Raw genomic sequence first — 24629 nt, forward strand, 5'->3', positions numbered from 1 at the left:
CTAGCAGGATACGCCTCAAATCGCGATCAGGCGATCGTCGGCGCTGCCTGCCGGCGGTAACGATGTGAAGCCATGCCCATTTTCACAGAGCTCCGGAGCCTCCGGGTCGCACCGATCGCATTATGCATCCTGATCACCGCTTGCGGACAGGAAAAGGCGCCAAAGAAAGGGCCTGTGGAAGTGGGCGTGGTGACGCTGGCGGCACAGAATGTGACCGTCTCGTCCGAATTGCCGGCGCGCACCGTGTCGACCATGCAGTCGGAAGTCCGGCCGCAGATCACCGGCGTGATCCAGAAAAGGCTGTTCACCGAAGGATCGATGGTGACGGCCGGCCAGCCGCTCTACCAGATTGACGAACGGCTCTATCGCGCGTCGCGCGACGAGGCGCAGGCGGCGCTGGTGAGCGCGCAGGCGACGGCGGTAGCGGCACAGGCCAAGGCACAGCGCTATCGCGGCCTTGGCGATACCGAGGCGGTGAGCGCGCAGGACCGCGACGATGTGATCGCGACGGCGCGTCAGGCAGCGGCCGCCGTGGGCCAGGCGCGCGCCTCGCTCGACACCGCCAATGTGAACCTGACCTTCACCCAGGTCCGTGCGCCCATCAGCGGCCGGATCGGCCGCACCCTCTTCACCCCCGGCGCGCTGGTGACCGCCAGCCAGACCGATCCGCTGACGACGATCCAGCAGCTTGACCCCATCTATGTCGACGTCACCCAGTCGAGCAGCCAGTTGTTGCAATTGCGGCGATCGCTGGCGGCGGGCAAGACGCTGCCGGCCAGCGCGACGATCCGGCTGAAGCTGGACGACGGCAGCGAATATCCGCTGGAAGGGCGGATCGAATTTGCCGAGCCGATCGTCGATGTCGACAGCGGTACGGTGACGCTGCGCGCGCGCTTCCCCAATCCCGACGGCATGCTGCTGCCCGGCATGTTCGTGCGCGTCGTCGCGCCCCAGTCGGTCGTGCCCGGCGCGATCCTGGCGCCGCAGCAGGGCATCGCCCGCGACGCCAAGGGCAACGCGACCGCGCTGGTCGTGACCAAGGACAACAAGGTCGAGCGCCGCACCGTCACCGCCGCGCAGGCGATCGGCGACAAATGGCTGATCACCGCAGGCCTGAAGGCCGGCGACCGGCTGATCGTCGAGGGCACCGACAAGGTCCAGCCCGACGACAAGGTAAAGCCCGTCGCCGTCGCGGCGAAGAAGTAGGAGAGGCCCGGTGCTGAGCCGCTTTTTCATCGACCGGCCGATCTTTGCCTGGGTCATCGCCATCGGCATCATGTTGGCGGGCCTCGGCGGCATGCTGTCGCTGCCGGTCGCCCAATATCCCGACATCGCGCCGCCGGGCGTCGGCATCAGCGCCACCTATCCGGGCGCGTCGGCCGAAACGGTCGAGACCAGCGTCACCCAGGTCATCGAACAGCAGCTGACCGGCATCGATGGTCTCATGTATTTCTCCTCCTCGTCGACATCGACGGGGCAGTCGCGCATCACCGTCACCTTCCAGAAGGGCACCGATCCCGACACCGCGCAGGTGCAGGTGCAGAACCGGGTGCAGCAGGCGCTGAGCCGCCTGCCCAGCGCCGTGCAGCAGCAGGGCCTGTCGGTCACGAAGCAGCAGACCGACTTCCTGATGCTGGTGGGTCTCTATGACGAGACCGACAATGCCACCCAGGCGGACATTGCCGACTATCTGGTCAATAATTTCCAGGATTCGATCGCCCGTATCGACGGCATCGGCGCGACCCAGATCTTCGGGTCGCAATATGCGATGCGCATCTGGCTGGACCCCTATAAGCTGGCCGCGGTCAAGCTGATGCCGTCGGACGTCGAAACCGCGATCAAGGCGCAGAATATCGAAGTGTCGGCCGGCCAGATCGGCGCCGATCCGGCACCGGCGAACCAGCAGATCAACGCCACCGTCACGGCGCGTGCGCGCCTGGAAACGCCGGACCAGTTCCGCAACATCGTGGTGAAGACGCAGAGCGACGGGTCGGTCGTCCACCTGTCCGACGTGGCCCGCGTCGAGCTGGGCAATGAAAGCTATACCACCAGCGCGCGCCTCAACGGCCATCCGGCATCGGGCATGGCGTTGCAGCTGGCGCCCGGCGCCGACGCGCTCAAGACCGCCGAGCTGGTGAAGGCGCGCGTCGCCGAGCTGGGCGGCAACCTGCCGCACGGCTACAAGATCGTCTATCCGCGCGACACCACGCCCTTCATCAAGCTGTCGGTCGAGGAAGTCGTGCAGACGCTGATCGAGGCGGTCGTGCTGGTCGTCATCGTGATGTTCGTCTTCCTGCAGAGCTGGCGCGCGACGCTGGTGCCCGCGATCGCGGTGCCGGTCGTGCTGCTCGGCACCTTCGGCATCCTTGCCCTGTTCGGCTATTCGATCAACACGCTGACCCTGTTCGGCATGGTGTTGTCGATCGGCCTGCTGGTCGACGACGCGATCGTCGTGGTGGAGAATGTCGAGCGCATCATGGAGGAAGAGGGGCTGTCGCCCCGCGACGCCACGATCAAGTCGATGATGGAGATTGGCAGTGCGCTGGTCGGCATCGCGCTGGTGCTGTCGGCGGTGCTGCTGCCCATGGCCTTCTTCGGCGGATCGACCGGCGTCATCTATCGCCAATTCTCGATCACCATCGTGTCGTCGATGCTGTTGTCGGTCGTGGTCGCATTGATCCTGTCGCCGGCCCTGTGCGCCACCATGCTGAAGCCGATCGACAAGGCGCATCGCGAGAAGGGCTGGTTCGGCAAGTTCAACCGCTGGTTCGAGCGGCTGACCAATGGCTATGTCCGCCGCACCCAGGGCGTGATCGGCAAGCGGGGTATCTTCTGGGGCCTCTATGTGGTGGTGCTGGGTATATTGGTCGTGCTGTTCATGCGCCTGCCCACCAGCTTCCTGCCGGTCGAGGATCAGGGCCAGGTGATGGTGCAGGTCACGCTGCCGTCCGGCGCCAAGTCGAGCCGCACCAATGCGGCGATCGACCAGGTGCAGAGCTATTTCCTGAATGACGAGAAGGACAATGTCGCCTTCGCCTTCATCATGACCGGTTTCAGTTTCCAGGGGCAGGGCGAGAATGTCGGCCAGGGCTTCATCAACCTGGCGCCATGGGACGACCGCAAGGGCAAGACGAACGAGGCCGGCACGATCGCCAACCGGGCGACCAAGCAGCTGGGCGCGATCCGCGATGCCAAGGTGCTGGCGATGACGCCGCCGGCAATCCGCGGCCTGGGCCAGTCCAACGGCTTTACCTTCGAACTGCTGAACAGCGGCGGCCTCAGCCGCGAGCGCTTCCTGGAGCTGCGCAACCAGCTGATCGCGTCCGCCCAGCAGGATCCGGTGCTGGCTGGGGTGCGGGCGGCCTCGCTGGAGGATACGCCGCAGCTCAAGATCGACATCGATACCGAGAAGCTGACCGTGCTGGGCCTGACCCAGGCCAATGTCGACGATGTGCTCAGCTCCGCCTGGGGCAGCACCTATGTCAACGACTTCGTCGATCGCGGTCGTGTGAAGCGCGTTTATATGCAGGCCGACGCCCCCTATCGCGCCTTGCCGAGCGATCTCGACAACTGGATGGTGCGGTCGAGCACGACCGGCGAGATGGTGCCCTTTTCCGCCTTCGCCACCAGCCATTGGGTGATGGGGCCGAGCAGCGTGCAGCGCTTCAACGGGCTGTCCTCCTTCGAGATCCAGGGCCAGTCGGCGCCGGGCGCCAGCTCGGGTGACGCGATGGACCGGATGGTGGCGCTGCAGAAGCAGCTGCCGGCCGGCACCAGCTATGCCTGGAGCGGCCTCAGCTATCAGGAGCAATTGTCCGGCGGACAGGCGCCCCTGCTCTATGGCCTGTCGGTGCTGGTGGTCTTCCTCTGCCTCGCTGCCCTTTATGAAAGCTGGTCGATCCCGCTGTCGGTGCTGCTGGTCATTCCGCTCGGCCTGATCGGTGCGGTGCTGGCGGTGACGCTGCGCGGGCTGGAGAATAATATCTTCTTCCAGGTCGGCCTGCTCACCACCATGGGCCTGGCGGCGAAGAATGCGATCCTGATCGTCGAGTTTGCCGAACTGGCGCATCGCAATGGCCGCAATGCATTGGAAGCGGCGCTGGAGGCGGCGCGGCTGCGCTTCCGTCCGATCCTGATGACCAGCCTGGCCTTCATCGCGGGCGTCATTCCGCTCGCCATCGCCACCGGCGCGGGCGCGCAGAGCCGCGTCGCGATCGGCACGGCGGTGGTCGGCGGCATGGTGACGGCGACGGTGCTGGCGATCTTCTACGTCCCGCTCTTCTTCGTCTCGATCGCCCGCCTGTTCGGCATGGACAAGAAGAAGCCGGGTGGCGAGCCGCCGGCCCAGGAACCGCCCGTGGACGGAGTGCCCGCATGACCCGCGCCGCATGGATGATGATGCCGCTGTCGGCGCTGGTGCTGGCCGGGTGCGACATGGCGCCCAAATATGTCCGGCCGCAAACGCCGGTGGCGCCGGCCTTCCCGACGGGTGAGGCCTATGCCCCGGCCAGTGCCGAGCCTGCGGGCCTGCCCTGGACCGCGCTGATCGGTGATACCCGGCTCAAGACCGTGATCGAGCGGGCGCTGGCCAATAATCGCGACCTGCGCGTGGCGCTGGCCAATGTCCAGTCGGCGCGGGCGCAATATAAGGTCGAGCGGGCGGCGCAGCTGCCGACGATCACGGGTGACGCGGCGGCGAGCTTCAGCCGCCAGAATGACAATCGGCAGAACAGCTATAGCGCCGATGTCGGCTTCAGCGCGTTCGAGATCGATCTGTTCGGCCGGGTCAAGAATCTGACCCGGTCGGCGCTCGAATCCTATCTGGCGACGCAGGAAGGGATGCGGTCGACCCGCATCACCCTGATTGCCGAGACAGCGAACGCCTATGCGACGATGGCGGCGGACCAGGAATTGCTCGCCCTGTCGCGCCAGACGCTGGCGAGCGCCGAGCGCAGCCTGAAACTGACGCAGACGCTCAACACATCGGGCCTCGCCGGTAAGCTGGACGTGCATCAGGCCGAAACCACGGTGGAGCAGGCGCGCTCCGACATCGAGGCGAATCTCACCCAGGTGGCGCAGGATCGCAACGCGCTGGAACTGCTGGTTGGTGCGCCGGTCGAGGATGCGTTGCTGCCGCAATCGCTCGACAGCCTGTTGCAATCGACCGCGAAGGTGCCCGCTGGTCTCTCCTCTGACGTGCTGTTGCAGCGACCCGATGTGTTGCAGGCGGAACATCAGCTCAAGGCCGCCAATGCCGATATCGGCGCAGCGCGGGCGGCGATGTTCCCCAAGATCAGCCTGACCACGGCGATCGGCGTGGCCAGCTCGGCTCTGTCTTCGCTGTTCAGCGATGGCGGATTTGCCTGGTCGGCGGCGCCTTCGGCCAGCATGCCGATCTTCGGCGGGGCGGCGCGCGGCAATCTGGACTATAGCAAGGCGCAGCGCGACCTTTATGTCGCGCAATATGAGAAGGCGATCCAGACCGCCTTCCAGGAAGTGTCGGACGGGTTGGCGCGGGCCGGCACGATCGACCGGCAGCAGGCGGCGCAGCAGGCATTGGTGACGGCGAACCAGCGCTATTATGCGCTGGCGGACCAGCGCTATCGGGCCGGCATCGACACCTTCCTCAATTCGCTGACCAGCCAGCGTTCGCTCTACAGTGCGCAGCAGTCGGCGATCGCGACACAGCTGGCGGCGGTGCAGAATCGCATCCTGCTCTACCGGGTGATCGGCGCCGACCAATAGGCGCCGATCCGCTCTCTTCTCCGGCTTTTCCATGCCCGCGAATCCTGTTATTCTGCGCGCATAAAGAAGAAGGAGAGGGCCATGGCATTTCTGGCTCGGTGTCTGGACTGGCTGTGCGGCATCTGTGCATCCGCCGCGCAGGATGAGTGCGTCATCAACCAGCTGATCTCCAGCGTGACGCGATCCCGACATACGCCCTGATCCCTTCGCAGCCGCAACATAGTTCTTCACCTGCGCGCGCCGCCGTGTAGACTGGCGCTGCGGCATGATGCGCCGCAGGCTTGGGACATGGGGTGGCGCATATGGCTCCCGACAGTCGTGATGCAGGCGATCGGCCCTGGTGGAAGGGCGCGGTCCTCTATCAAATCTATCCGCGCAGCTTTCAGGATTCGAACGGCGATGGCATTGGCGACCTGCCGGGCATCACCGCGCGGCTGGAGCATGTCGCCCGGCTGGGCGTGGACGCGATCTGGATTTCGCCCTTCTTCCCCTCGCCGATGCGCGATTTCGGCTATGATATCGCCGATTATTGCGGGGTGGACCCGATCTTCGGCACGCTCGCCGATTTCGACGCGCTGGTGGCGCGCGCGCATGAACTCGGGATCAAGGTCACGATCGACCAGGTCTATGCCCATAGTTCCGATCTCCATCCCTGGTTCGCGCAGAGCCGGCAGGACCGGGACAATGACAGGGCAGACTGGTTCGTCTGGGCCGACCCCAGGGCGGACGGCACCCCGCCCAACAACTGGCAGTCGGTGTTCGGCGGCCCGGCCTGGACGTGGGACGCGCGGCGGCGGCAATATTATATGCACCAGTTCCTGACCAGCCAGCCGCAGCTCAACGTTCACAATGTTGCGGTGCAGGATGCGCTGCTGGGCGCGATGCAATTCTGGCTGGACCGGGGCGTCGACGGCTTTCGCCTCGATGCGCTCAACCATGCGATGCACGACCCGGAATTGCGCGACAATCCGCCCGCGCCCGAGAGGGAAGGGCCGCGCACCCGACCCTTCGACTATCAGATTCGCCGCTACAGCCAGTCGCATCCCGGCGTGGTCGATTTCGTCGCGCGCATCCGCGACCTCACCGATCGCTATGGCGCGATCTTCACCGTGGCGGAGGTGGGCGGCGACCTCGCCGAGCAGGAGATGAAGGCCTATACGGCGGGCGAGGATCACCTCAACAGCACCTATGGCTTCAACTTCCTCTATGCCCCGGCGCTGACCCCCAGCCTGATCGCGGACACGCTGGCGCGCTGGCCGGATGAGCCGGGCATGGGCTGGCCGAGCTGGGCGTTCGAAAATCATGATGCGCCGCGCGCCTTGTCGCGCTGGTGCGCGCAGGAGGATCAGCCCGCCTTCGCTCGGCTCAAGATGCTGCTGCTGATGGCGCTGCGCGGCAATGTCATCCTCTATCAGGGCGAGGAACTGGGCATCACCCAGGTCGATATCCCGTTCGAGAAGTTGCAGGATCCCGAAGCGATCGCCAACTGGCCGCTGACCCTGTCGCGCGACGGCGCGCGCACGCCGCTGCCCTGGTCGGTCGATGCGGCGGAGGCGGGCTTCACCGATGGCGAGCCCTGGCTGCCATTGGGCGCAGAGAATGTTGCGCGAGCCGTGGCGGCGCAGGAGGGCGACCCCGCCTCGCTGCTGCACTTCACCCGCGCGATGATCGCGCTGCGCAAGGCGAATCCGGCGTTGCGCCATGGGCGCCTGGATATCATGCGTGCCGACGACCAGTGCCTGGCCTTCCGCCGTGTGACAGGGGATCAGGCGCTGACCTGCATCTTCAACCTGTCGCCGACACCCGCACCCTGGCCGGAGGAAGTGGAGGCCGATGGCACGATCGTCGCGGCGATCGGCGACGCCGCGCCGGGGATGGCATTGCCGCCCTATGCGGCGCTGCTGCTGGCGCAGGATTAGGTCAGCCTACTGCCGCCAGTTCCGGCGTGATGAAGCCGGCGAGGCGGCGTTGGATGATGGCGGTGGCGTCCTCGACGATGCGGGTGATGAGGTCCTGACAGGTCGGGATGTCGTGGATCAGGCCCTGAATCTGGCCGGCCCAGATCAGGCCGGCGTCGAGATCGCCCGTTTCCAGCGCGACCCGGCCCTTGGCGCCCGACACCAGCGGCTGGATGTCGGGGAAGACCGATCCTTCGCGCAGCGAGATTTCGACCACCTCGTCCGACACGCTGTTCTTGGCGACGCGAGCGCTATTCTTGAACTTGCGGAAGATGAGGTTGGTGCCGCGCTCGTCATTGTCGACCAGGAACTGCTTCACATTCTGGTGGATCGGCGCCTCGACCGTGGCGCAGAAGCGGGTGCCCATATTGATGCCTTCCGCGCCCAGCGCCAGCGCGGCGGCGAGGCCGCGGCCGTCGCCGAAACCGCCGCTGGCGATCATCGGGATGCTGAGCTTGTCGGCCGCCGCCGGGATCAGGATGAGGCCGGGAATGTCGTCCTCGCCCGGATGGCCGGCGCATTCAAAGCCGTCGATCGAGATGGCATCGACGCCCATCCGCTCGGCCGAGAGGGCATGGCGGACGGCGGTGCATTTATGGACGACGATGATGCCATGCGCCTTGAAATCATCGACATGTTCCTGCGGCTTGTGGCCGGCGGTCTCGACGATCTTGACCCCGCTGTCGATGATCGCCTGGCGATATTCCGCATAGGGCGGCGGATTGACCGATGGCAGGATGGTGAGGTTCACGCCGAAGGGCTTGTCCGTCATCGTGCGGCAGCGATCAATCTCGCGGCGCAGATCATCGGGCGTCGGCTGGGTGAGCGCGGTCAGGATGCCCAGCCCCCCGGCATTGGAGACGGCGGCGGCCAGTTCGGCGCGGCCGACCCACATCATGCCGCCCTGCACGATCGGATGCTCGATGCCGCACAATTCGGTGAAACGCGTCTTCAAAGCCATCACAGTGCCTCCACGATCGTCACATTGGCGATGCCGCCACCTTCGCACATGGTCTGCAGGCCATAGCGCTTGCCCCGTGCTTTCAGCGCATGGACGAGCGTGCTCATCAGCTTGGTGCCCGATGCGCCGAGCGGATGGCCGAGCGCGATCGCGCCGCCATGGACGTTGAGTTTGGCCGGATCGGCACCGATCGCCTTGAGCCAGGCCATGGGGATGGAGGCGAAAGCCTCGTTCACCTCGAACAGGTCGATATCGTCGAGTTTGAGGCCCGAGCGTTCGAACGCCTTGCGGGTGGCGGGGATCGGTTCCTCCAGCATGATGACCGGATCGCCGGCGGTGACGGTCAGGTTGACGATGCGGGCGAGCGGGGTGAGGCCGAAGCGCTTGATCGCCGCTTCGCTCGCCACCAGCACGCCCGATGCGCCGTCCGTCATCTGACTGGCATTGGCGGCGGTGATGGTGCCGCCTTCCTCCAGCGTCTTGACGCTGGCCATCGCCTCCATCGTGCCGCCACGGCGCACGCCGTCGTCGGTGTCGAAAATACCCTCGGGCGTCAGCACCGGCACGATCTCCGCCTTGAAGGCGCCGCTGTCGATCGCGGCCGCCGCCTTGGCGTGGCTGGCCAGCGCATAGGCATCCATATCCTCGCGGGTGAAGCCATATTTGTTGGCGATCGCCTGCGCGCCATGGAACTGGCTGAATTCGGCGACGCCATAGCGTTTCTGGATGCTTTTGGGCCAGGGACCATCGCCCAGGCCGGCGGCGGCGTGGAGCTGGAAATTGGACCCCATCGGCACGCGGGTCATGCTTTCGGCGCCCGCCGCAATCACCAGATCCTGGGTGCCGGACAGGATCGCCTGCGCCGCGAAATGCAGCGCCTGTTGCGAGGCGCCGCATTGCCGGTCGATCGTCACGGCCGGCACGCTGTCGGGCAGCTTGGAGGCGAGGACGAGGTTGCGGCCAAAGCCGAAGCTTTGTTCGCCCGCCTGGCTGACGCAGCCGACGATCACATCCTCGATCGCGGCGGGATCGATGCCGGTGCGGTCGACCAGGGCGTTGAGGATAGTGGCGCCCAGATCGGCGGGATGGACGTCGATCAGCCCGCCCTTGCGGGCGCGGCCGCCGGCGGTGCGGACGGCATCGACAATATAGGCCTCGGCCATGGATCAGGCTCCTCTGAAATTGGGGGGACGCTTGGCGAGCAGGGCGGCAAGCCCTTCCTGCGCCTCGCCGGCGCCGGCGACCGCCATCGATCGGAGTTCGCGGTCGAGCTGGGTCTCGAAGCCGGTGTCGAAACTGTCGTGCAGCAGGGTGCGGGCGGCGCCATAGGCCGCCGTCGGCGCGTCGGCGAGGCGGGTGGCGAGCGCCAGCCCTTCGGCCTCCAGCGCGTCATCATCGACCAGCCGGGTGATGAGGCCGATGGCTTCGGCTTCCTCGCTTTTGATGCGGCGGTTGGTGAGGATGATTTCCTGCGCGCGGCGCAGGCCAACGAGGCGCGGCAACAGCCAACTCAGCCCGCCATCGGCGGTCAGGCCGATCGCGCCATAGGCGGCGGTATAATGGGCCGAGCGGGCGGACAGCACGACATCGCCCAATATGGCGAGGCTGAAGCCTGCGCCAGCGGCCGGGCCGTTGACCAAAGTCACCAGCGGCTTGGCCATGCGGGCGAGGCGGGTGACGGCGGCGTGGAAGGTGGCGATGAGTTCGGCGAGGACGGTGGGGAGCTGTGCCCCCGCGCCGCCCATCAGCGCGACATCGCCGCCCGCGCAGAACAGCTTGCCATTGCCGGTGAGGACAACGCAGCGGACCGCCGCATCGCCCTCGCAGCGGATCGCGGCGTCGAGCAGCGCGCGGGCGAGCGGCAGGTCGATCGCATTGCCGACCGCCGGACGATCCAGCGTGATCCGGGCGATGCCGTCGGCGATCGCCAGCGCCACGCCGCTGCCCGACCCGCTCATCAGCGCGGCGCCATGCGGATGGCGCCGTCGAGGCGGATCACCTCGCCATTCAGCATCGGGTTGCGGACGATCGATTCGACGAGTTGGGCATATTCGGCCGGCTTGCCGAGGCGGCTGGGGTGGGGCACCTGCGCGCCCAGCGCATCCTGCACATGCTGGGGGAAGGCCTCCAGCATCGGCGTCAGGAAGATGCCCGGCGCGATCGTCATCACGCGGATCTTGTGCTGGGCGAGATCGCGGGCGATCGGCAGGGTCATGCCGACCACGCCGCCCTTCGACGCGGAATAGGCGGCCTGGCCGATCTGGCCGTCATAGGCCGCGACCGAGGCGGTGTTGACGATGACGCCCCGCTCGCCGTCCATCTCCTCGGCCGCTGCCGCGCGGGCGGCGAATTTGGATATCATGTTGAAGGTGCCGATCAGGTTGACGGTCACCGTTTTGGCGAAGCTGTCGAGCGGGTGAGGCAGATTTTCCTTGCCCACCGTCTTCACGGCCGGGGCGATGCCGGCGCAATTGACCAGGATGCGGGCCGTGCCATGGTCGGCTTCGGCCGCGTCGAGCCCGGCGGTGACGCTGGCATCGTCGGCGACATTGACGCCGACATAGAGCCCGCCGATTTCGGCCGCGACTGCCTTGCCGGCGTCCTCATTGAGGTCGAAGATTGCGACCTTGGCGCCCTGCGCCGCGAGCATGGTGGCGGTGGCACGGCCGAGGCCGGAGGCGCCACCGGTGACGATGGCGGCCAGTCCCTTGATATCCATTATCTGTCCTCTCCCGGCAGAATTATACGAGTTCGACGGCCATGGCGGTGGCTTCGCCGCCGCCGATGCAGAGGCTGGCGACGCCGCGCTTGAGGCCGCGGGTTTCCAGCGCGCCCAAAAGGGTGGCGACGATGCGCGCGCCCGATGCGCCGATCGGATGGCCGAGCGCGGTGGCGCCGCCATTGACGTTGAGCTTGTCGGCCGGGATGCCCAGTTCCTTGGCGGCGATCATCGCGACCACGGCAAAGGCTTCGTTGACCTCGAACAGGTCGACATCCTCAACCGACCAGCCGGCCTTGGCCAGCAGCTTGCGCATCGCGGGCACCGGAGCGGTGGTGAACTTGGCGGGCTCATGGGCATGGGCGGCGGTGGCGACGACCTTCGCCACCACTTTAAGGCCCTGCTTTTCCGCGACGCTCTGGCGGGTCATCACCAGCGCGGCGGCGCCATCCGAAATGGACGAGGCATTGGCGGCGGTGATGGTGCCATCCTTGACGAAGGCGGGCTTGAGGCCGGGAATCTTTTCCGGCCGGGCCTTGCCGGGCTGTTCGTCGGTGTCGATGACGGTGTCGCCGCCCCGGCCCGAAACGGTGACCGGCGTGATCTCGCGGACGAAGGCGCCGCTGCCGATCGCCGCATTGGCGCGGTCGAGCGAGCGGATGGCATAATCATCCTGGTCGGTGCGGGTGAACTGATAGTCGCGCACCGCCTCTTCGGCGAAGACGCCCATCGCCTTGCCGGGTTCATAGGCATCCTCCAGCCCGTCCATCATCATCGTGTCGATGATGCGGTCATGGCCGATGCGGGCGCCGCTGCGATGCTTGGGCAGGGCATAGGGAGCGTTGGTCATGCTCTCCATGCCGCCGGCGATGACGATATCGGCCGCGCCGGACGCCAGTGCCTCATGCGCCATGATCGCCGCCTGCATGCCCGACCCGCACATCTTGTTGACGGTCGTCGCTTCGGTATTGAGGCCGAGGCCTGCGCCCAGCGCCGCCTGGCGCGCGGGTGCCTGGCCAAGGCCGGCGGGCAGGACGCAGCCCATATAGATACGATCGATGGCGTCAGTGGCGACGCCGGCCCGCTCGACCGCGGCCTTCACCGCCGTCGCGCCAAGATCGGTGGCCTTGACCGCCGAGAGTGCGCCCTGGAACCCGCCCATGGGGGTGCGGGCATAGCTCGCAATGACTACCGGATCGTCCTGCATCCTAATTCTCCTTCAAAGACTGCGCGCAATGACCATGCGCTGGATGTCCGACGTGCCTTCGTAAATCTGGCACACGCGGACATCGCGGTAGATTTTCGCGATTCCGAATTCTTCAAGATAGCCATAGCCACCCAGTGTCTGCATCGCGCCGGATACCACCGCCTCGGCGGCTTCCGACGCGAACAGCTTGGCCATCGACGCCTGGGTCAGGGCCGGCTGGCCACTGTCCTTCATCGCGGCAGCGGACAGAACGAGCTGGCGCGCGGCCTCCAGTCGGGTGGCGAGGTCGGCAAGGCGGAAGCCGACCGCCTGATGCTCGATGATCGCCTTGCCGAAGCTCTTGCGGTCCCTGGCATAGGCGACCGCAATCTCCAGTGCCGCCTGGGCCATGCCGACGCACTGGGCGGCAATGCCTATGCGGCCGGTCTCCAGATTGGCGAGCGCTTGTGCGTAGCCCTGGCCCGGCTGGCCGATCAGCAGATCATCCTCGACGAACATGTCCTCGAACCGCAGCGCGCAGGTGTCCGACGCGCCCTGGCCCATCTTGTGCTCGACCTTGTCGACCGCATAGCCGGGCCGGTCGGTCGGCACGATGAAGGCGGACAGGCCCTTCTTGCCGGCATCGGGATCCGTGACAGCGATGATCATCACCAGTCCGCCAATCTTGCCCGAGGTGATGAACTGCTTGGCGCCGCTGATGCGCCAGCCGCCATCGACCTTGACCGCGCGGGTGCGCACGGCCGAGGCGTCGGAGCCGGCGTCGCTTTCGGTGAGGGCGAAGGCGCCGATGGTGCGGCCGCCGATCAGGTCGGGCAGGAAACGGGCCTTCTGCGCCTCGCTGCCATCCTTGAGCAGGCCCGAGACGAGGATCGAATTCTGGATCGAGACGATGGTGGAGAGGGCGCCGTCGGCAGCGGCCAGTTCCATCAGGGCGAGGGCGTAGGAAACCGAATCCGCCTCCGCGCCGCCATAGGCTTCGGGCGCGGTCATGCCCCAGAGGCCAAGGCCCGCCATCTCCTCGAACAGCGAACGGGGATAGCCGCCCTCCGCCTCGAACCGGGCCGAATGCGGGCGGATCGTCGCCTGGGCGAAATCCCGGACGGTATCGCGAATCGCGCTCTGGATTTCGGTCAGCATAAACCCTTGCGTCTCTCCTATACTCATGAGTAGGTTGCGCCTGTTGCGATTTCTTGTCAACAGGCGGCATGGAGGAACAGCGAGTGTCGGCGAAAAGCGCAGTGGCGATCCCGTCTCCCTTCCGCACGCGGGAGGAGAAGGCGCGCGAGCGGGAGGAAAAGCGCGAGGCGGTGCTGCGCGCGGCGGTGCGCATGTTCAACGCGCGCGGCTTCCATGCGACCTCGCTGGACGATGTCGCCGCGAGCCTGGGGATCAGCAAGCCGACCATCTATCATTATCTGGGCAACAAGGAGCAGGTGCTGATCGAATGCGTCACCCGCGGTCTGGAAATGCTGCGCGCGGCGGCCGATGAGGCGCGCGCGGGGGAAGGCAATGGACTTGCCCGGCTCGGCTATTTCCTGCGCCGCTATGGCGCGGTGATCATGGATGATTTTGGCGCCTGCGTGGTGCGGACGGGTGACGAATGCCTGTCGGCCGAGGGCGCGATCCTGTTCCGGTCGCGCAAGCGCGACATCGACCTGGCCATGCGCGGGCTGATCGCCGACGCGGTGGCGGACGGGTCGATCGCCCCGGTCGACGTGAAGCTGGCCGCCTTCACCCTGGCCGGTGCGCTCAACTGGGCGGCGCGCTGGCGCGATCCGGCGGGCGCGATGAGCGCCGAGGCGATCGCGGCGGCGCAGGTCGACCTGCTGATTGCCGGCCTCGCCCCGCGCGGCTGAGGCTGCCCGCTTCTCTCCTGTCCGAATTGGTCAAGCGACGCGCCATGGCGCGCGCCTATGACCGGCCCATGGACAGACAGCCCGCCATGACGGGCGGGAAGGAGAGGGCCGGATGGAGATTGCCGCCACGCATTTGCAGGCGATGCTGGACCGGGAGGCGATCCGCGATTGCCTCGCCCAGCTGGCGCGGGGTGAGGACCGGCGCGACGCCGATCTGATCCGCGCCTGCTGCTGGCCGGATGGCAGCACCGACTATGGCGTGTTCGCTGGCGATTTCGACGCTTATCTCGCCTGGGTGGTGCCCGGCGCCGACGCGATCCTCTGCACCCAGCATCTGCTGGGGCAGAGCGTCATCGACCTGGCGGGCGACACGGCGCGGGTCGAGACGCAGGTGCAATCCTATCATCGCATCGACATGGGCGACGCGCAGCGCGACGTCATGATCGGCGGCCGCTATCTCGACATTTTCGAACGGCGCGAGGGCCAGTGGCGGATCGCGCGGCGCACCATGCTCTATGACTGGGTGCAGGATATCGGCGTCTCAGCCGACTGGAGCCAGGGCGTGATGGGCATGGCGTTCAGCGCGCCGCATTTCACCGGTCGCGCGAACGGCGATCATAGCGTGCGCTTCTTCGCGCGCGAGACGGACTGAGGGAGAGGATCATGAAACCGCTGGACGGCAAGGTTGCGATCGTCACCGGCGCGAGCCGGGGCATCGGCAAGGGCATGGCGCTGGCGCTCGCCGAGCAGGGGGCGACCGTCTATGTCACCGGGCGCACGGTCAATGCGGGCGATCATGAATTGCCGGGCACGGTCGGCGAGACGGCGGCGCAGTGCGATGCGCGCGGCGGTCGGGGCATCGCGGTACAGGTCGACCATGGCGACGATGCGCAGGTGGCGGCGCTGTTCGATCAGGTGCGGCGCGAACAGGGGCGGCTCGACCTGCTGGTCAATAATGCCTTTGCGATCCCCGAGGATCTGACCGTGCCGGGCAGCTTCTGGGAAAAGCCGCTGTCCAACTGGGACATGGTCGATGTCGGCGTGCGCTCCAATTTCGTCGCCGCGCGCCATGCCGCGCAGATGATGGTGCCGCAAGGATCGGGGCTCATTGTGGCGATATCGGGCTATGTCGGGGTCACCTATACCTATGGCGTCGTGTTCGGCACCGCCAAGTCGGCGGTCGACCGCATGGCGCGGGACATGGCGATCGAGTTGCAGCCTTATGGTGTCGCCTCGCTCTCGCTATGGCAGGGGCTGACCATGACCGAGCGGGCACAGCGCAACATTGCCGCCAATCCGGCGATGAAGGCGCTGACCGTGACCAATCCGCTGGTCGGCTGCTCGCCCGAATTTCCCGGCCGGGTGATCGCCGCGCTGCTCGCCGATCCGGCGATCATGGCGCGATCGGGCGGCACCTTCATCACCGCGGAGCTGGCGCAGGATTATGGCATCACCGATGTCGATGGGAAGACCATCCCGTCGCTGCGGGCCGAGCGCGGCGCACCGATCTGGCAGCCGATCGCCCCGCGGACGGAGGCATAGGATGGACGTGGATCGCCAGGCGCGGATGGATGCGCTGCTCGACCGGCAGGATATTGTCGACTGCCTGACCCGGTTCAGCCGGGGCATGGACCGGTTCGACCGGGCGTTGTTCCTGTCGGCCTTTCATGACGATGCCACCGTCGCGGCGGGCAGCTTCGTCGGCGCGCCCGATGCGCTTTATGCCTGGGCCAGTGCCCTGCATGAGGGCGGGCAGGTGGCGACCCATCATAATCTGCTCAACATGACGATCGATATCGATGGCGACGGTGCCCATGCCGAAACCTATTATCTGTTCGTCGGCCGCAACCGGGACGAGAGCAACTGGATCGCCGGGGGCCGCTATCTCGACCGGCTGGAACGGCGCGATGGCCAGTGGAAGATTGTGCTGCGCACCAACATGATCGAATGGTCCGGGCTGGTGCCGACGCTGCCGCTCCCCTTTGGCGATATAGCAGACCTGCATGCCAATGGCGCGCCGGCACGGGACGCGAGCGATCCCTCCTATCTGCGGCCATTGGCCAACCGGCGGGCGCCGCATATTCCCCAATAGCGCGCATCGCGGGGTCGATCCTTGGGCGGGGACATTCTGTCCACGTTGACGCCGCCTGCCGCGCATCCCACCTTCGCATCGAAATGGGGCCATGCTGCGTTGGACGCAGCGACGGGCGCGCCCTGCGCCCCTTGCCCCGCATCCTGCCGAAGAAGGTGATCCGATGACCATAGCCCTTGCCGACCCCAGCCTGCTGCGCGAACAATGCTATGTCGACGGCCAGTGGATCGGCGCCGCCAGCATCGACGTGACCGATCCGGCGACGGACGAGCGGCTGGCGGGCATTCCCGCGATCGACGAGGCGGGGACGCGCGCGGCGATCGAGGCGGCGGAGGCGGCACTGCCAGAGTGGAAGGCGAAGACGGCGGCTGAACGCTCGCGCATATTGCGCCGCTGGTTCGAACTGCTGATCGAACATCAGGATGACCTGGCGATGATCCTGACTCGCGAGCAGGGCAAGGCGCTGACCGAGGCCAAGGGCGAGATCGCCTATGCCGCGAGCTTCATCGAATGGTTCGGCGAAGAGGCCAAGCGCATCTATGGCGAGATCATCCCCAGCCATCGCGCCGACAGTCGCATCGTCGTCATCAAGCAGCCGGTCGGCGTGGTCGCCGCGATCACGCCGTGGAATTTCCCCGCCGCGATGATCACGCGCAAGGCGGCACCGGCGCTGGCGGCGGGCTGCACCATGGTGCTGAAGCCCGCCACCCAGACGCCGCTGACCGCGCTGGCGCTGGCTGTGCTGGCCGAACGGGCGGGCGTGCCCAAGGGGGTGTTCAACGTCGTCACCGGATCGTCGCGGGTGATCGGCGCGGAACTGACCGGCAACCCGCTGGTGCGCAAGCTGAGCTTCACCGGATCGACCGAGGTCGGCAAGACGCTGATGGCGCAATGCGCGCCGACGATGAAGAAGCTGTCGATGGAACTGGGCGGCAACGCGCCCTTCATCGTCTTTGCCGACGCCGATCTGGATGCGGCGGTCGACGGCGCGATCGCGTCCAAATATCGCAACAGCGGCCAGACCTGCGTCTGCGTCAACCGCATCCTGGTGCAGCGTGACGTCGCGCCGGCCTTTGCCGAGAAGCTGAATGCTGCCGTCGCGAAGCTCAAGGTCGGGCCGGGCACGCAAGCCGGCGTGACCCAGGGGCCGCTGATCGACGAGAAGGCGGTGGAGAAGGTCGAGGAACATGTCGCCGACGCGCTGGCCAAGGGCGGCACGCTGGTGAGCGGCGGGCATCGCCACAAGCTGGGCTACAGCTTCTTCGAGCCGACCATCATCAGTGGCTGCACGCCGGAGATGAAGCTGGCCGACGAGGAGACGTTCGGGCCGCTTGCCGCGCTCTTCCTGTTCGACACGGAAGAGGAAGCGGTCGCGCTGGCCAACGCCACCGAAGTCGGCCTGTCGGGCTATTTCTACACCCGCGACCTGTCGCGCGCCTGGCGCGTGGGCGAGGCGCTGGAGGTCGGCATGGTCGGCATCAATACCGGCCTCATCTCGACCGAGGTCGCGCCGTTCGGCGGCATCAAGGAATCGGGCATGGGCCGCGAAGGATCGCGCCATGGCATCGAGGATTATGTCGAGATCAAATATCTGTGCATGTCCGGGATCTGACGCAGACTATCGAAAGGGGATGATGATGGCGGGAGTGGTGGCGGTAACCGGCGCGGCCGGTGCGCTGGGCCGGGCGGCGGTGCAGGTGCTGCGCGCGGCCGGCTGGACGGTGGCGGGTATCGATCTGGGCGATGTGCCGGCCGATGGCGTCGACCTGGCGCTGGGCGGCATCGACCTGTCCGACGAGCAGGCGGTGGCCGGCGCGGCGGCGAAGATCGGCGAAGCGCTGGGCGGGCTCGACGGGCTGGTCAATATCGCCGGTGGCTTCAGCTGGGAGACGGTGGAGGATGGCTCGGTTGCCACCTGGGACCGGCTCTATGGCATGAATGTCCGCACCGCGCTGATCGCGACTCGCGCGCTGTTGCCGCTGCTGCGCGATGGCGGCGGGGCGATCGTCAATATCGGGGCGGCGGCCTCGGTGAAGGCGGCCGCCGGCATGGGCGCCTATGCCGCGTCCAAGGCGGGCGTCGCGCGCCTGACCGAAGCGCTGGCCGAAGAACTGAAGGATGCGGGCGTGCGCGTGAATGCGGTGCTGCCCAGCATCATCGACACGCCGGCCAATCGCGCCGACATGCCCGACGCGGATGCCAGCCGCTGGGTCTCGCCCGAGGCGCTGGGCGGGGTGATCGCCTTCCTGCTGTCGCCCGCTGCCGCGCCGATCACCGGCGCGCTGATCCCGGTCACCGGCCGGGTCTGATCGCGATCGACCGGTTGCCGTTGCAAGGCGCGCAACCGGTCGATGGCGTTTCGTGCAACTGGCCTTGGCGCCTTTGCATTTGCGAAAAAAGCCGGGGAGGACCAGATGAACCTCGATGCTGCGACGCAGCAATATTCTTGTCTGAGGTTCTTATGTTTTCGCTCATCTCGCTCTATTTCGCCTATCGCCGGGACGTCGTCACCGCCGAGCGTTATATCGCCGCGCTGACCCCCGCTGCCGAGCCGGTTTCGGCCGACGTCGTGACCTTCCCGGTCGCCAAGGAAGAAAAGCTGGCCCGCGCCGCCTGATCGGCGCGCTAGCTGACGACTGACTACCTCTCCCGCTGACTGCCCATTTTCAGGGCAGCGCCGCGGCCAGAAGGCCGCCAAGGGATCGCCACAGCGCTAACAGTGCCGGCCCGCCGCTCCGCCATTGCAAGTCAACATATGTGTTGATTAACAAAATGGCGAGAACAGCGATCCCCAGGAGAGGTCATGACCTGCAAGCCGACGCAGACGCCTGCGGCTGACACATTCGATATCCCGACCCTGCGCGAGAAATATCGCGCCGAGCGCGACAAGCGGATGCGCGCCGACCGGGAAGGCCAATATCAGCCGACCACCGACGACACGACGCACAGCTATGACGTCGACCCGCATATGCCGGTCGTTGCCCGCGATCCGATCGTCGAGGAACTGGATGTCGTGGTGCTGGGCGCGGGCTTTGCCGGCCTGCTCGCCGGCTATCATCTGACCAAGCAGGGCGTCACCAATTTCCGCAATATCGACCATGGCGGCGATTTCGGCGGCGTCTGGTACTGGAATCGCTATCCCGGCATCCAGTGCGACAATGACGCCTATTGCTATCTGCCGCTGCTGGAAGAAACCGGCTTCATGCCGTCGAAGAAATTCGCCGACGGCGCGGAGATCCAGGCCTATTGCCGCCAGATCGCCGAAAGCTTCGGTTTCGCCGACAAGGCATTGTTCCACACCCTCATTACCTCGCTGAAATGGGACGAGTCGATCCAGCGCTGGCGCGTCGGCACCAGCCGGGGCGACGAACTGCTGGCCCGTTTCGTGGTGATGGGCTGCGGCGTGCTCAACATGCCCAAGCTGCCCGGCATCGCCGGCATCAACAGCTTCAAGGGCAAGATCTTCCACACTGCCCGCTGGGACTATGACTATAGCGGCGGCAGCTATGCCAATCCGGTGCTCGACAGGCTGGCCGACAAGCGGGTCGCCATCATCGGCACCGGCGCGACCGCGATCCAGGCGGTGCCCTATCTCGGCCGCTACGCCAAGCAGCTCTATGTCATCCAGCGCACGCCATCGACCGTGGACGAGCGGCCCAATCCGGCGACCGACGCCGACTGGGCGGCATCGCTCCAGCCCGGCTGGCAGGCGGATCGCCAGGCCAATTTCCACCGCGCCGCGATGGAATCCTTCGCACCGGGCGAGCCTGACCTGATCTGCGACATCTGGACCGAGATTGCCCGCAACCTGTCGGCCGAACTGGAAGCCGAAGGCTGGCCGGAAATGTCGATCGAGCAATTCATGGCGAAGCGCGAGGTGGTCGATTATCGCGTGATGGAGCGGCTGCGCGCCCGCGTCGACGAGATGGTCGAGGACAAGGCGACGGCCGAGGCCCTGAAGCCCTGGTATCGCTTCCTCTGCAAGCGGCCGCTGTCGAGCAATGAGTTCTACCCGACCTTCAACCGGCCCAATGTCACGCTGATCGACGTCGCCGACAGCAAGGGGCTGGATAAGATCACCGAGAAGGGCTTCGTGTCGGGCGGCGTCGAATATGAGGTCGACTGCATCATCTTCGCCAGCGGTTTCGAGGTGACGAGCGAGCTGAAGCGCCGCTGGGGCATCGACGCGGTCGAGGGGCGCGATGGCCTGTCCATCTACGATCATTGGGCCAATGGTCCGCGCACCCTGCACGGCACCATGACCCATGGTTTCCCCAATCAATTCTTCATCGGCTATATTCAGGGCGGCCTCAACGCCAGCGTGACCGAACAGTTCGGTCGCCAAGCGGAGCATATCGCCCATATCATCCATGCGGTGATGGATAAGGGCGCCAAGGTGGTCGAGACCACCCTGCAGGGGCAGGAGGATTATGTCCGCCATTTCGAGGAAATGGAAATCGACATGACCGCCTTCCAGCAGGAATGCACCCCCAGCTATTTCACCAATGAGGGCCAGGTGAAGGCGCCCTGGGCACTGTTCCGCAGCTATGGGCCGGGCTGGGGCGCCTTCCAGAAACTGGTGCAGGATTGGCGCGCCAAGGGCGATCTCGACGGCATGGAATTGCGGTCCTGAGCCATGGGCCGGATCGCCCCGGGGATGGTTCGTAGCGGTCGCTGCTCTTCCCTTGGGGCGCTCCCGCCAGTTGCGATAGGCAGGTTGAAAATATTGTCCTTGCGGACCCGGCGAGCGGACTCGCGGGCCGTACCCATCGGGCAACGCGGACGTTGCAGGAGGATGCCATGAGCAAGATCGACAATATCGATGTGGAGGCGCTGGCCAAGCCCCTGACCTACCCGACCGAGGCATTCCTGTCGAAGGACTATGCCCTGGCGGAGAAGGAGAAGCTGTGGCCCCATGTCTGGCAGATGGCCGCGCGGGTCGAGGAACTGCCCGATGTCGGCGACTGGATGACCTACGACATTTGCGATGAGTCGATCATCATCGTGCGGACCGCGCCCGACACGTTGCGCGCCTTCTTCAATGTCTGTCCGCATCGCGGCCGCCAGCTGGTCGACGTGCCCAAGAACGTGCATTCGGTGCGTGGCAAGAACCGGCGCAGCTTCGTCTGCGGCTTCCATGGCTGGACCTTCGATACCGAGGGCAACAACACCTATATTCTCGACCCGCAGGACTGGCAGGGCGCGCTCAATGCCGAATGCACCCGCCTGTCGGATGTGAAGATCGATACATGGGGCGGCTGGATCTGGATCCATATGGACCTCAATGCCGAGCCGCTGATCGATTTCCTGGGCGATGCCGGCCGCATCCTGTCCTACTTCGAAATGGACAAGATGCGCTACAAATGGCGCAAATGGGTGGTCTATCCGGCCAATTGGAAAACCGCGCTGGAGGCTTTCATGGAGCCCTATCATGTCGCGGGCACCCATACCCAGCTGCTCGATTATGGCGATTATTACGCATATAGCGCGGCCTATGGCCTGCATGGGGTAAGCGGTTTCGACCAGCGCGACCCGGCCTTCCAGATGAGCCAGAGCAGCAGCGTCACCCGCGCCGGCAAGGGCGACGATCCGCGCCGCTCCACCTATGAGCTGATCCGCGAAAATTACGAGACATTGAACTATGCGGCCTCGACCGAGACTTTGGTCAATGCGGCAAGCCGGCTGGTCGACGAACTGCCCGAAGGCACGGCGGTCGGCGATGTCATCGCCCATTGGCTGAAATCGGCCAAGGCGGACGATGCCGCGCGCGGCGTCATCTGGCCGGAAATCCCGCCCGAGGTGATGGCCGAGGCGGGCCTCGCCTGGCACGTCTTTCCCAACATGTCGGTGCTGCAGGGGATCACCTTCGCCCTTTGCTACCGCACCCGTCCCTATGGCGACGATCCCGACATGTGCATCTTTGAATCCTACGCGATCGAGCGCTTCCCCGAAGGGGAAGTGCCGGTCACCGAATGGGAAGAGACGGAGGCCACCGCCGAGGGCTGGGGCGCCGTCCTCGCCCAGGATTTCTCGAACATGGAATGGGTGCAGAAGGGCATGAAGTCGCGCGGTTTCCGCGGGCCGCTGCCCAACCCCCATCAGGAACGCAAGATCACCAATTTCCACCGCAACCTAGCCACGTACATGGGTACGGGCGCACCGAGGTTACTCAAATGAGCTATGACGATCCCAAGCCCGCCGTCAACGTGAACGCCACCGACAAGAAGGGCACGCCGGTCTACAAGCGGATGCTGGACCTGTTCGAGGCCGAAGGCATCAACACGCTGTTCGGCATTCCCGACCCCAATTTCGTCCACATGTTCCTGGAGGCCGAGCGTCGCGGCTGGACCGTGGTTGCGCCCCATCATGAAGCCGCTGCCGGCTTCATGGCCGAGGCCGCGTCGCGCATCACCGGCAAGCCCGCCGTCGCGATCGGCACGCTGGGGCCGGGCATCGCCAATATGGCGCCCGCCATCCAGTGCGCGCTGGTCGAAAATTCGCCGGTCATCTTCCTGTCGGGCCAGCGCGCCCGCGTCACCGAACAGCGCGTCCGTCGCGGCCGCATCCAGTTCGTGAAGCAGATGCCCCTGTTCGAGAATAGCGTCAAATATGCCGCCTCGATCGAATATGCCGACCAGACCGACGAAGTCGTGCGCGAGGGCATCCGCAAGGCGATGGGCGGCACCCCCGGCCCGGTCTATATCGAATATCCCAGCCACATCATCCTGGAGGAGCTGGACCTGCCCGCGCCGCTGGCGCCGGATCGCTATCGCCTGGTCAATCAGGGCGCCGACATCGACCGGGTCAAGGAAGCGGCCGACCTGATCCGCGCGGCCAAGAACCCGATCCTGCTGGTCGGCCATGCCGTCCACACCTCGCGCTCGGGCGCGGCGGTGAAGGAACTGGCGGACCTCATGAACTGCCCGGTGATCCAGACTTCGGGCGGCACCAGCTATATCAAGGGGCTGGAAGATCGCACCTTCCAATATGTCTTCTCCAAGGCGTCGATCGAGGCGGTCACGGAATCGGATCTGGTGCTGGCGCTGGGCACCGAACTGGGCGAGCCGGTCCATTTCGGCAAATGGCGCTACTGGATGAAGAATGAAGCGATCCGCAAGTGGATCTATGTCGAGCAGGATCCCGCCGCGATCGGCGTCAACCGGCCGATCGACGTGCCGCTGGTCGGCGACCTGCGCGGCGTCGTGCCGCAGCTGGTCGAGGCGCTGAAGGACACGCCGCGCTCGCCCGCGCCGATGCTGGAAGCCTTCATGCGCGACGGCCAGGCCGAGCTGGACGAACTGGCGGCGGAATCGCGCACCAAGAGCGATGGCACCGGCGACCTGCCGATCCATCCCGCCCGTCTGGCGGTGGAAGCGACCGAGGCCTTCCCCAAGGACGGCATCCTGATCCGCGACGGCGGCGCCGGCGTGATCTTCCAGTGGACCTATTCGCAGTGCAAGCCGAACGACGTCATCTGGAACCAGAATTTCGGCCATATCGGCACAGGCATTCCCTATGCCACCGGCGCGATGCTGGCGGACAAGGCGGCCACTGGCGTCAGCCGTCCGGGCCTGCTGCTGACCTCCGACAGCAGCTTCATGTTCCATATCGCCGAACTGGAAGTGGCAGTGCGCACCAAGCTGCCGCTGGTCTGCGTGGTCGGCGTGGATAATCAGTGGGGTCTGGAAGTGGGCGTCTACAAGCGCACCTTCGGCCAGGGCACGGAAGAAACCGGCACCCATTGGAGCAAGGAAGTCCGCTTCGACAAGATCGGCGAGGGCTTTGGCTGCCACGGCGAATATGTGACCAGGGCAGAGGACATCAAGCCGGCGATCGCGCGCGCCTATGCCAGCGGCAAGCCGGGCGTCGTCCATGTCGTGATCGACCCCAAGGCCAATTCGGAAGAAATGCCGAAATATGCCGAATTCCGCACCTGGTATGCCGAAGGCACCCAGTAAAACGCCCTTCTTCCCCGGATAAGGGGAGGAGGACCGCCGCAGGCGGTGGAGGGGTGTCTCCCCGGCGGACACACCCCTCGCTCTGGCCTTTGGCCAGCCACCTCCCCTTCAAGGGGAGGATTTTGGAGAGGAT

Annotated in this window: 20 protein-coding genes; 14 read left to right on the forward strand and 6 right to left on the reverse strand. The window is 66.0% G+C overall.

Annotated elements, in window-relative coordinates; genetic code table 11:
• The first annotated feature begins 72 nt into the window (after positions 1 to 72).
• From BRX37_RS22015 to BRX37_RS22030, 4 genes are all read left to right on the forward strand, one after another.
• Complete coding sequence (locus tag BRX37_RS22015; protein WP_026109107.1) at positions 73 to 1206, forward strand: efflux RND transporter periplasmic adaptor subunit; 1134 nt, start codon at positions 73 to 75, stop codon at positions 1204 to 1206.
• A 10-nt stretch (positions 1207 to 1216) separates the two neighbouring features.
• Entirely contained in the window at positions 1217 to 4378 is a 3162-nt protein-coding gene (locus BRX37_RS22020; protein ID WP_010336212.1) for an efflux RND transporter permease subunit, read from the forward strand.
• The gene (locus tag BRX37_RS22025; protein WP_125989451.1) at positions 4375 to 5745 is read left to right on the forward strand and encodes an efflux transporter outer membrane subunit; all 1371 of its coding nucleotides are present in this window, start codon (positions 4375 to 4377) and stop codon (positions 5743 to 5745) included. The genes BRX37_RS22020 and BRX37_RS22025 overlap by 4 nt, the downstream gene beginning before the upstream one ends.
• 302 nt (positions 5746 to 6047) lie before the next feature.
• A complete protein-coding gene (locus BRX37_RS22030) occupies positions 6048 to 7664 on the forward strand; it encodes an alpha-amylase family glycosyl hydrolase (protein WP_125989453.1) in 1617 nt (538 codons plus the stop codon).
• Position 7665: 1 nt separating this feature from the next.
• On the opposite strand, the gene BRX37_RS22035 is transcribed toward BRX37_RS22030, so the two are convergent.
• Genes BRX37_RS22035 through BRX37_RS22060 form a run of 6 tightly spaced genes read right to left on the reverse strand, consistent with a single transcriptional unit; the run spans position 7666 to position 13727 of the window.
• Entirely contained in the window at positions 7666 to 8664 is a 999-nt protein-coding gene (locus BRX37_RS22035; RefSeq protein ID WP_125989455.1) for an NAD(P)H-dependent flavin oxidoreductase, read from the reverse strand.
• Positions 8664 to 9827, reverse strand: coding sequence for an acetyl-CoA C-acetyltransferase (locus tag BRX37_RS22040; RefSeq protein ID WP_125989457.1), 1164 nt, complete (start codon positions 9825 to 9827; stop codon positions 8664 to 8666). The genes BRX37_RS22035 and BRX37_RS22040 overlap by 1 nt, the downstream gene beginning before the upstream one ends.
• 3 nt (positions 9828 to 9830) lie before the next feature.
• A complete protein-coding gene (locus BRX37_RS22045) occupies positions 9831 to 10622 on the reverse strand; it encodes an enoyl-CoA hydratase/isomerase family protein (protein ID WP_125989459.1) in 792 nt (263 codons plus the stop codon).
• Positions 10622 to 11383, reverse strand: coding sequence for a 3-hydroxyacyl-CoA dehydrogenase (locus BRX37_RS22050; protein ID WP_125989461.1), 762 nt, complete (start codon positions 11381 to 11383; stop codon positions 10622 to 10624). Before BRX37_RS22050 ends, BRX37_RS22045 begins: the two co-directional genes overlap by 1 nt.
• Before the next feature lie 22 nt (positions 11384 to 11405).
• The gene (locus tag BRX37_RS22055; RefSeq protein WP_010336219.1) at positions 11406 to 12590 is read right to left on the reverse strand and encodes an acetyl-CoA C-acyltransferase; all 1185 of its coding nucleotides are present in this window, start codon (positions 12588 to 12590) and stop codon (positions 11406 to 11408) included.
• A gap of 12 nt (positions 12591 to 12602) precedes the next feature.
• Complete coding sequence (locus BRX37_RS22060) at positions 12603 to 13727, reverse strand: acyl-CoA dehydrogenase family protein (protein WP_125989464.1); 1125 nt, start codon at positions 13725 to 13727, stop codon at positions 12603 to 12605.
• An 83-nt stretch (positions 13728 to 13810) separates the two neighbouring features.
• Here BRX37_RS22060 and BRX37_RS22065 point away from each other — a divergent pair, with 83 nt between their 5' ends.
• From BRX37_RS22065 to BRX37_RS22105, 10 genes are all read left to right on the forward strand, one after another.
• Entirely contained in the window at positions 13811 to 14446 is a 636-nt protein-coding gene (locus BRX37_RS22065) for a TetR/AcrR family transcriptional regulator (RefSeq protein WP_037508717.1), read from the forward strand.
• 112 nt (positions 14447 to 14558) lie between these two features.
• The gene (locus tag BRX37_RS22070; protein ID WP_125989466.1) at positions 14559 to 15098 is read left to right on the forward strand and encodes a nuclear transport factor 2 family protein; all 540 of its coding nucleotides are present in this window, start codon (positions 14559 to 14561) and stop codon (positions 15096 to 15098) included.
• An 11-nt stretch (positions 15099 to 15109) separates the two neighbouring features.
• Complete coding sequence (locus BRX37_RS22075) at positions 15110 to 15988, forward strand: SDR family NAD(P)-dependent oxidoreductase (RefSeq protein WP_125989468.1); 879 nt, start codon at positions 15110 to 15112, stop codon at positions 15986 to 15988.
• 1 nt (position 15989) lies between these two features.
• Positions 15990 to 16538, forward strand: a complete 549-nt coding sequence (locus BRX37_RS22080; RefSeq protein ID WP_125989470.1) for a nuclear transport factor 2 family protein — start codon at positions 15990 to 15992, stop codon at positions 16536 to 16538.
• A gap of 163 nt (positions 16539 to 16701) precedes the next feature.
• Positions 16702 to 18150 carry an NAD-dependent succinate-semialdehyde dehydrogenase gene (locus tag BRX37_RS22085; protein WP_125989472.1) on the forward strand — a complete coding sequence of 483 codons (1449 nt, stop codon included), beginning with the start codon at positions 16702 to 16704 and terminating at the stop codon, positions 18148 to 18150.
• 19 nt (positions 18151 to 18169) lie between these two features.
• Complete coding sequence (locus BRX37_RS22090) at positions 18170 to 18847, forward strand: SDR family oxidoreductase (RefSeq protein ID WP_125989474.1); 678 nt, start codon at positions 18170 to 18172, stop codon at positions 18845 to 18847.
• A gap of 137 nt (positions 18848 to 18984) precedes the next feature.
• Positions 18985 to 19155, forward strand: a complete 171-nt coding sequence (locus BRX37_RS26885) for a hypothetical protein (RefSeq protein ID WP_155276487.1) — start codon at positions 18985 to 18987, stop codon at positions 19153 to 19155.
• Between the two features lie 186 nt (positions 19156 to 19341).
• On the forward strand, positions 19342 to 21171 hold the full coding sequence (locus tag BRX37_RS22095) for a flavin-containing monooxygenase (RefSeq protein WP_125989476.1): 1830 nt from the start codon (positions 19342 to 19344) through the stop codon (positions 21169 to 21171).
• 167 nt (positions 21172 to 21338) lie between these two features.
• On the forward strand, positions 21339 to 22715 hold the full coding sequence (locus BRX37_RS22100; protein ID WP_125989478.1) for an aromatic ring-hydroxylating oxygenase subunit alpha: 1377 nt from the start codon (positions 21339 to 21341) through the stop codon (positions 22713 to 22715).
• Positions 22712 to 24496 (forward strand): thiamine pyrophosphate-binding protein, encoded by a 1785-nt coding sequence (locus BRX37_RS22105; RefSeq protein WP_125989480.1) that lies wholly within the window; start codon positions 22712 to 22714, stop codon positions 24494 to 24496. Before BRX37_RS22100 ends, BRX37_RS22105 begins: the two co-directional genes overlap by 4 nt.
• Positions 24497 to 24629: the final 133 nt, after the last annotated feature.

It is taken from the genome of Sphingomonas sp. S-NIH.Pt3_0716 (genome assembly GCF_003950715.1).
Taxonomy (GTDB): domain Bacteria; phylum Pseudomonadota; class Alphaproteobacteria; order Sphingomonadales; family Sphingomonadaceae; genus Sphingobium; species Sphingobium yanoikuyae_A.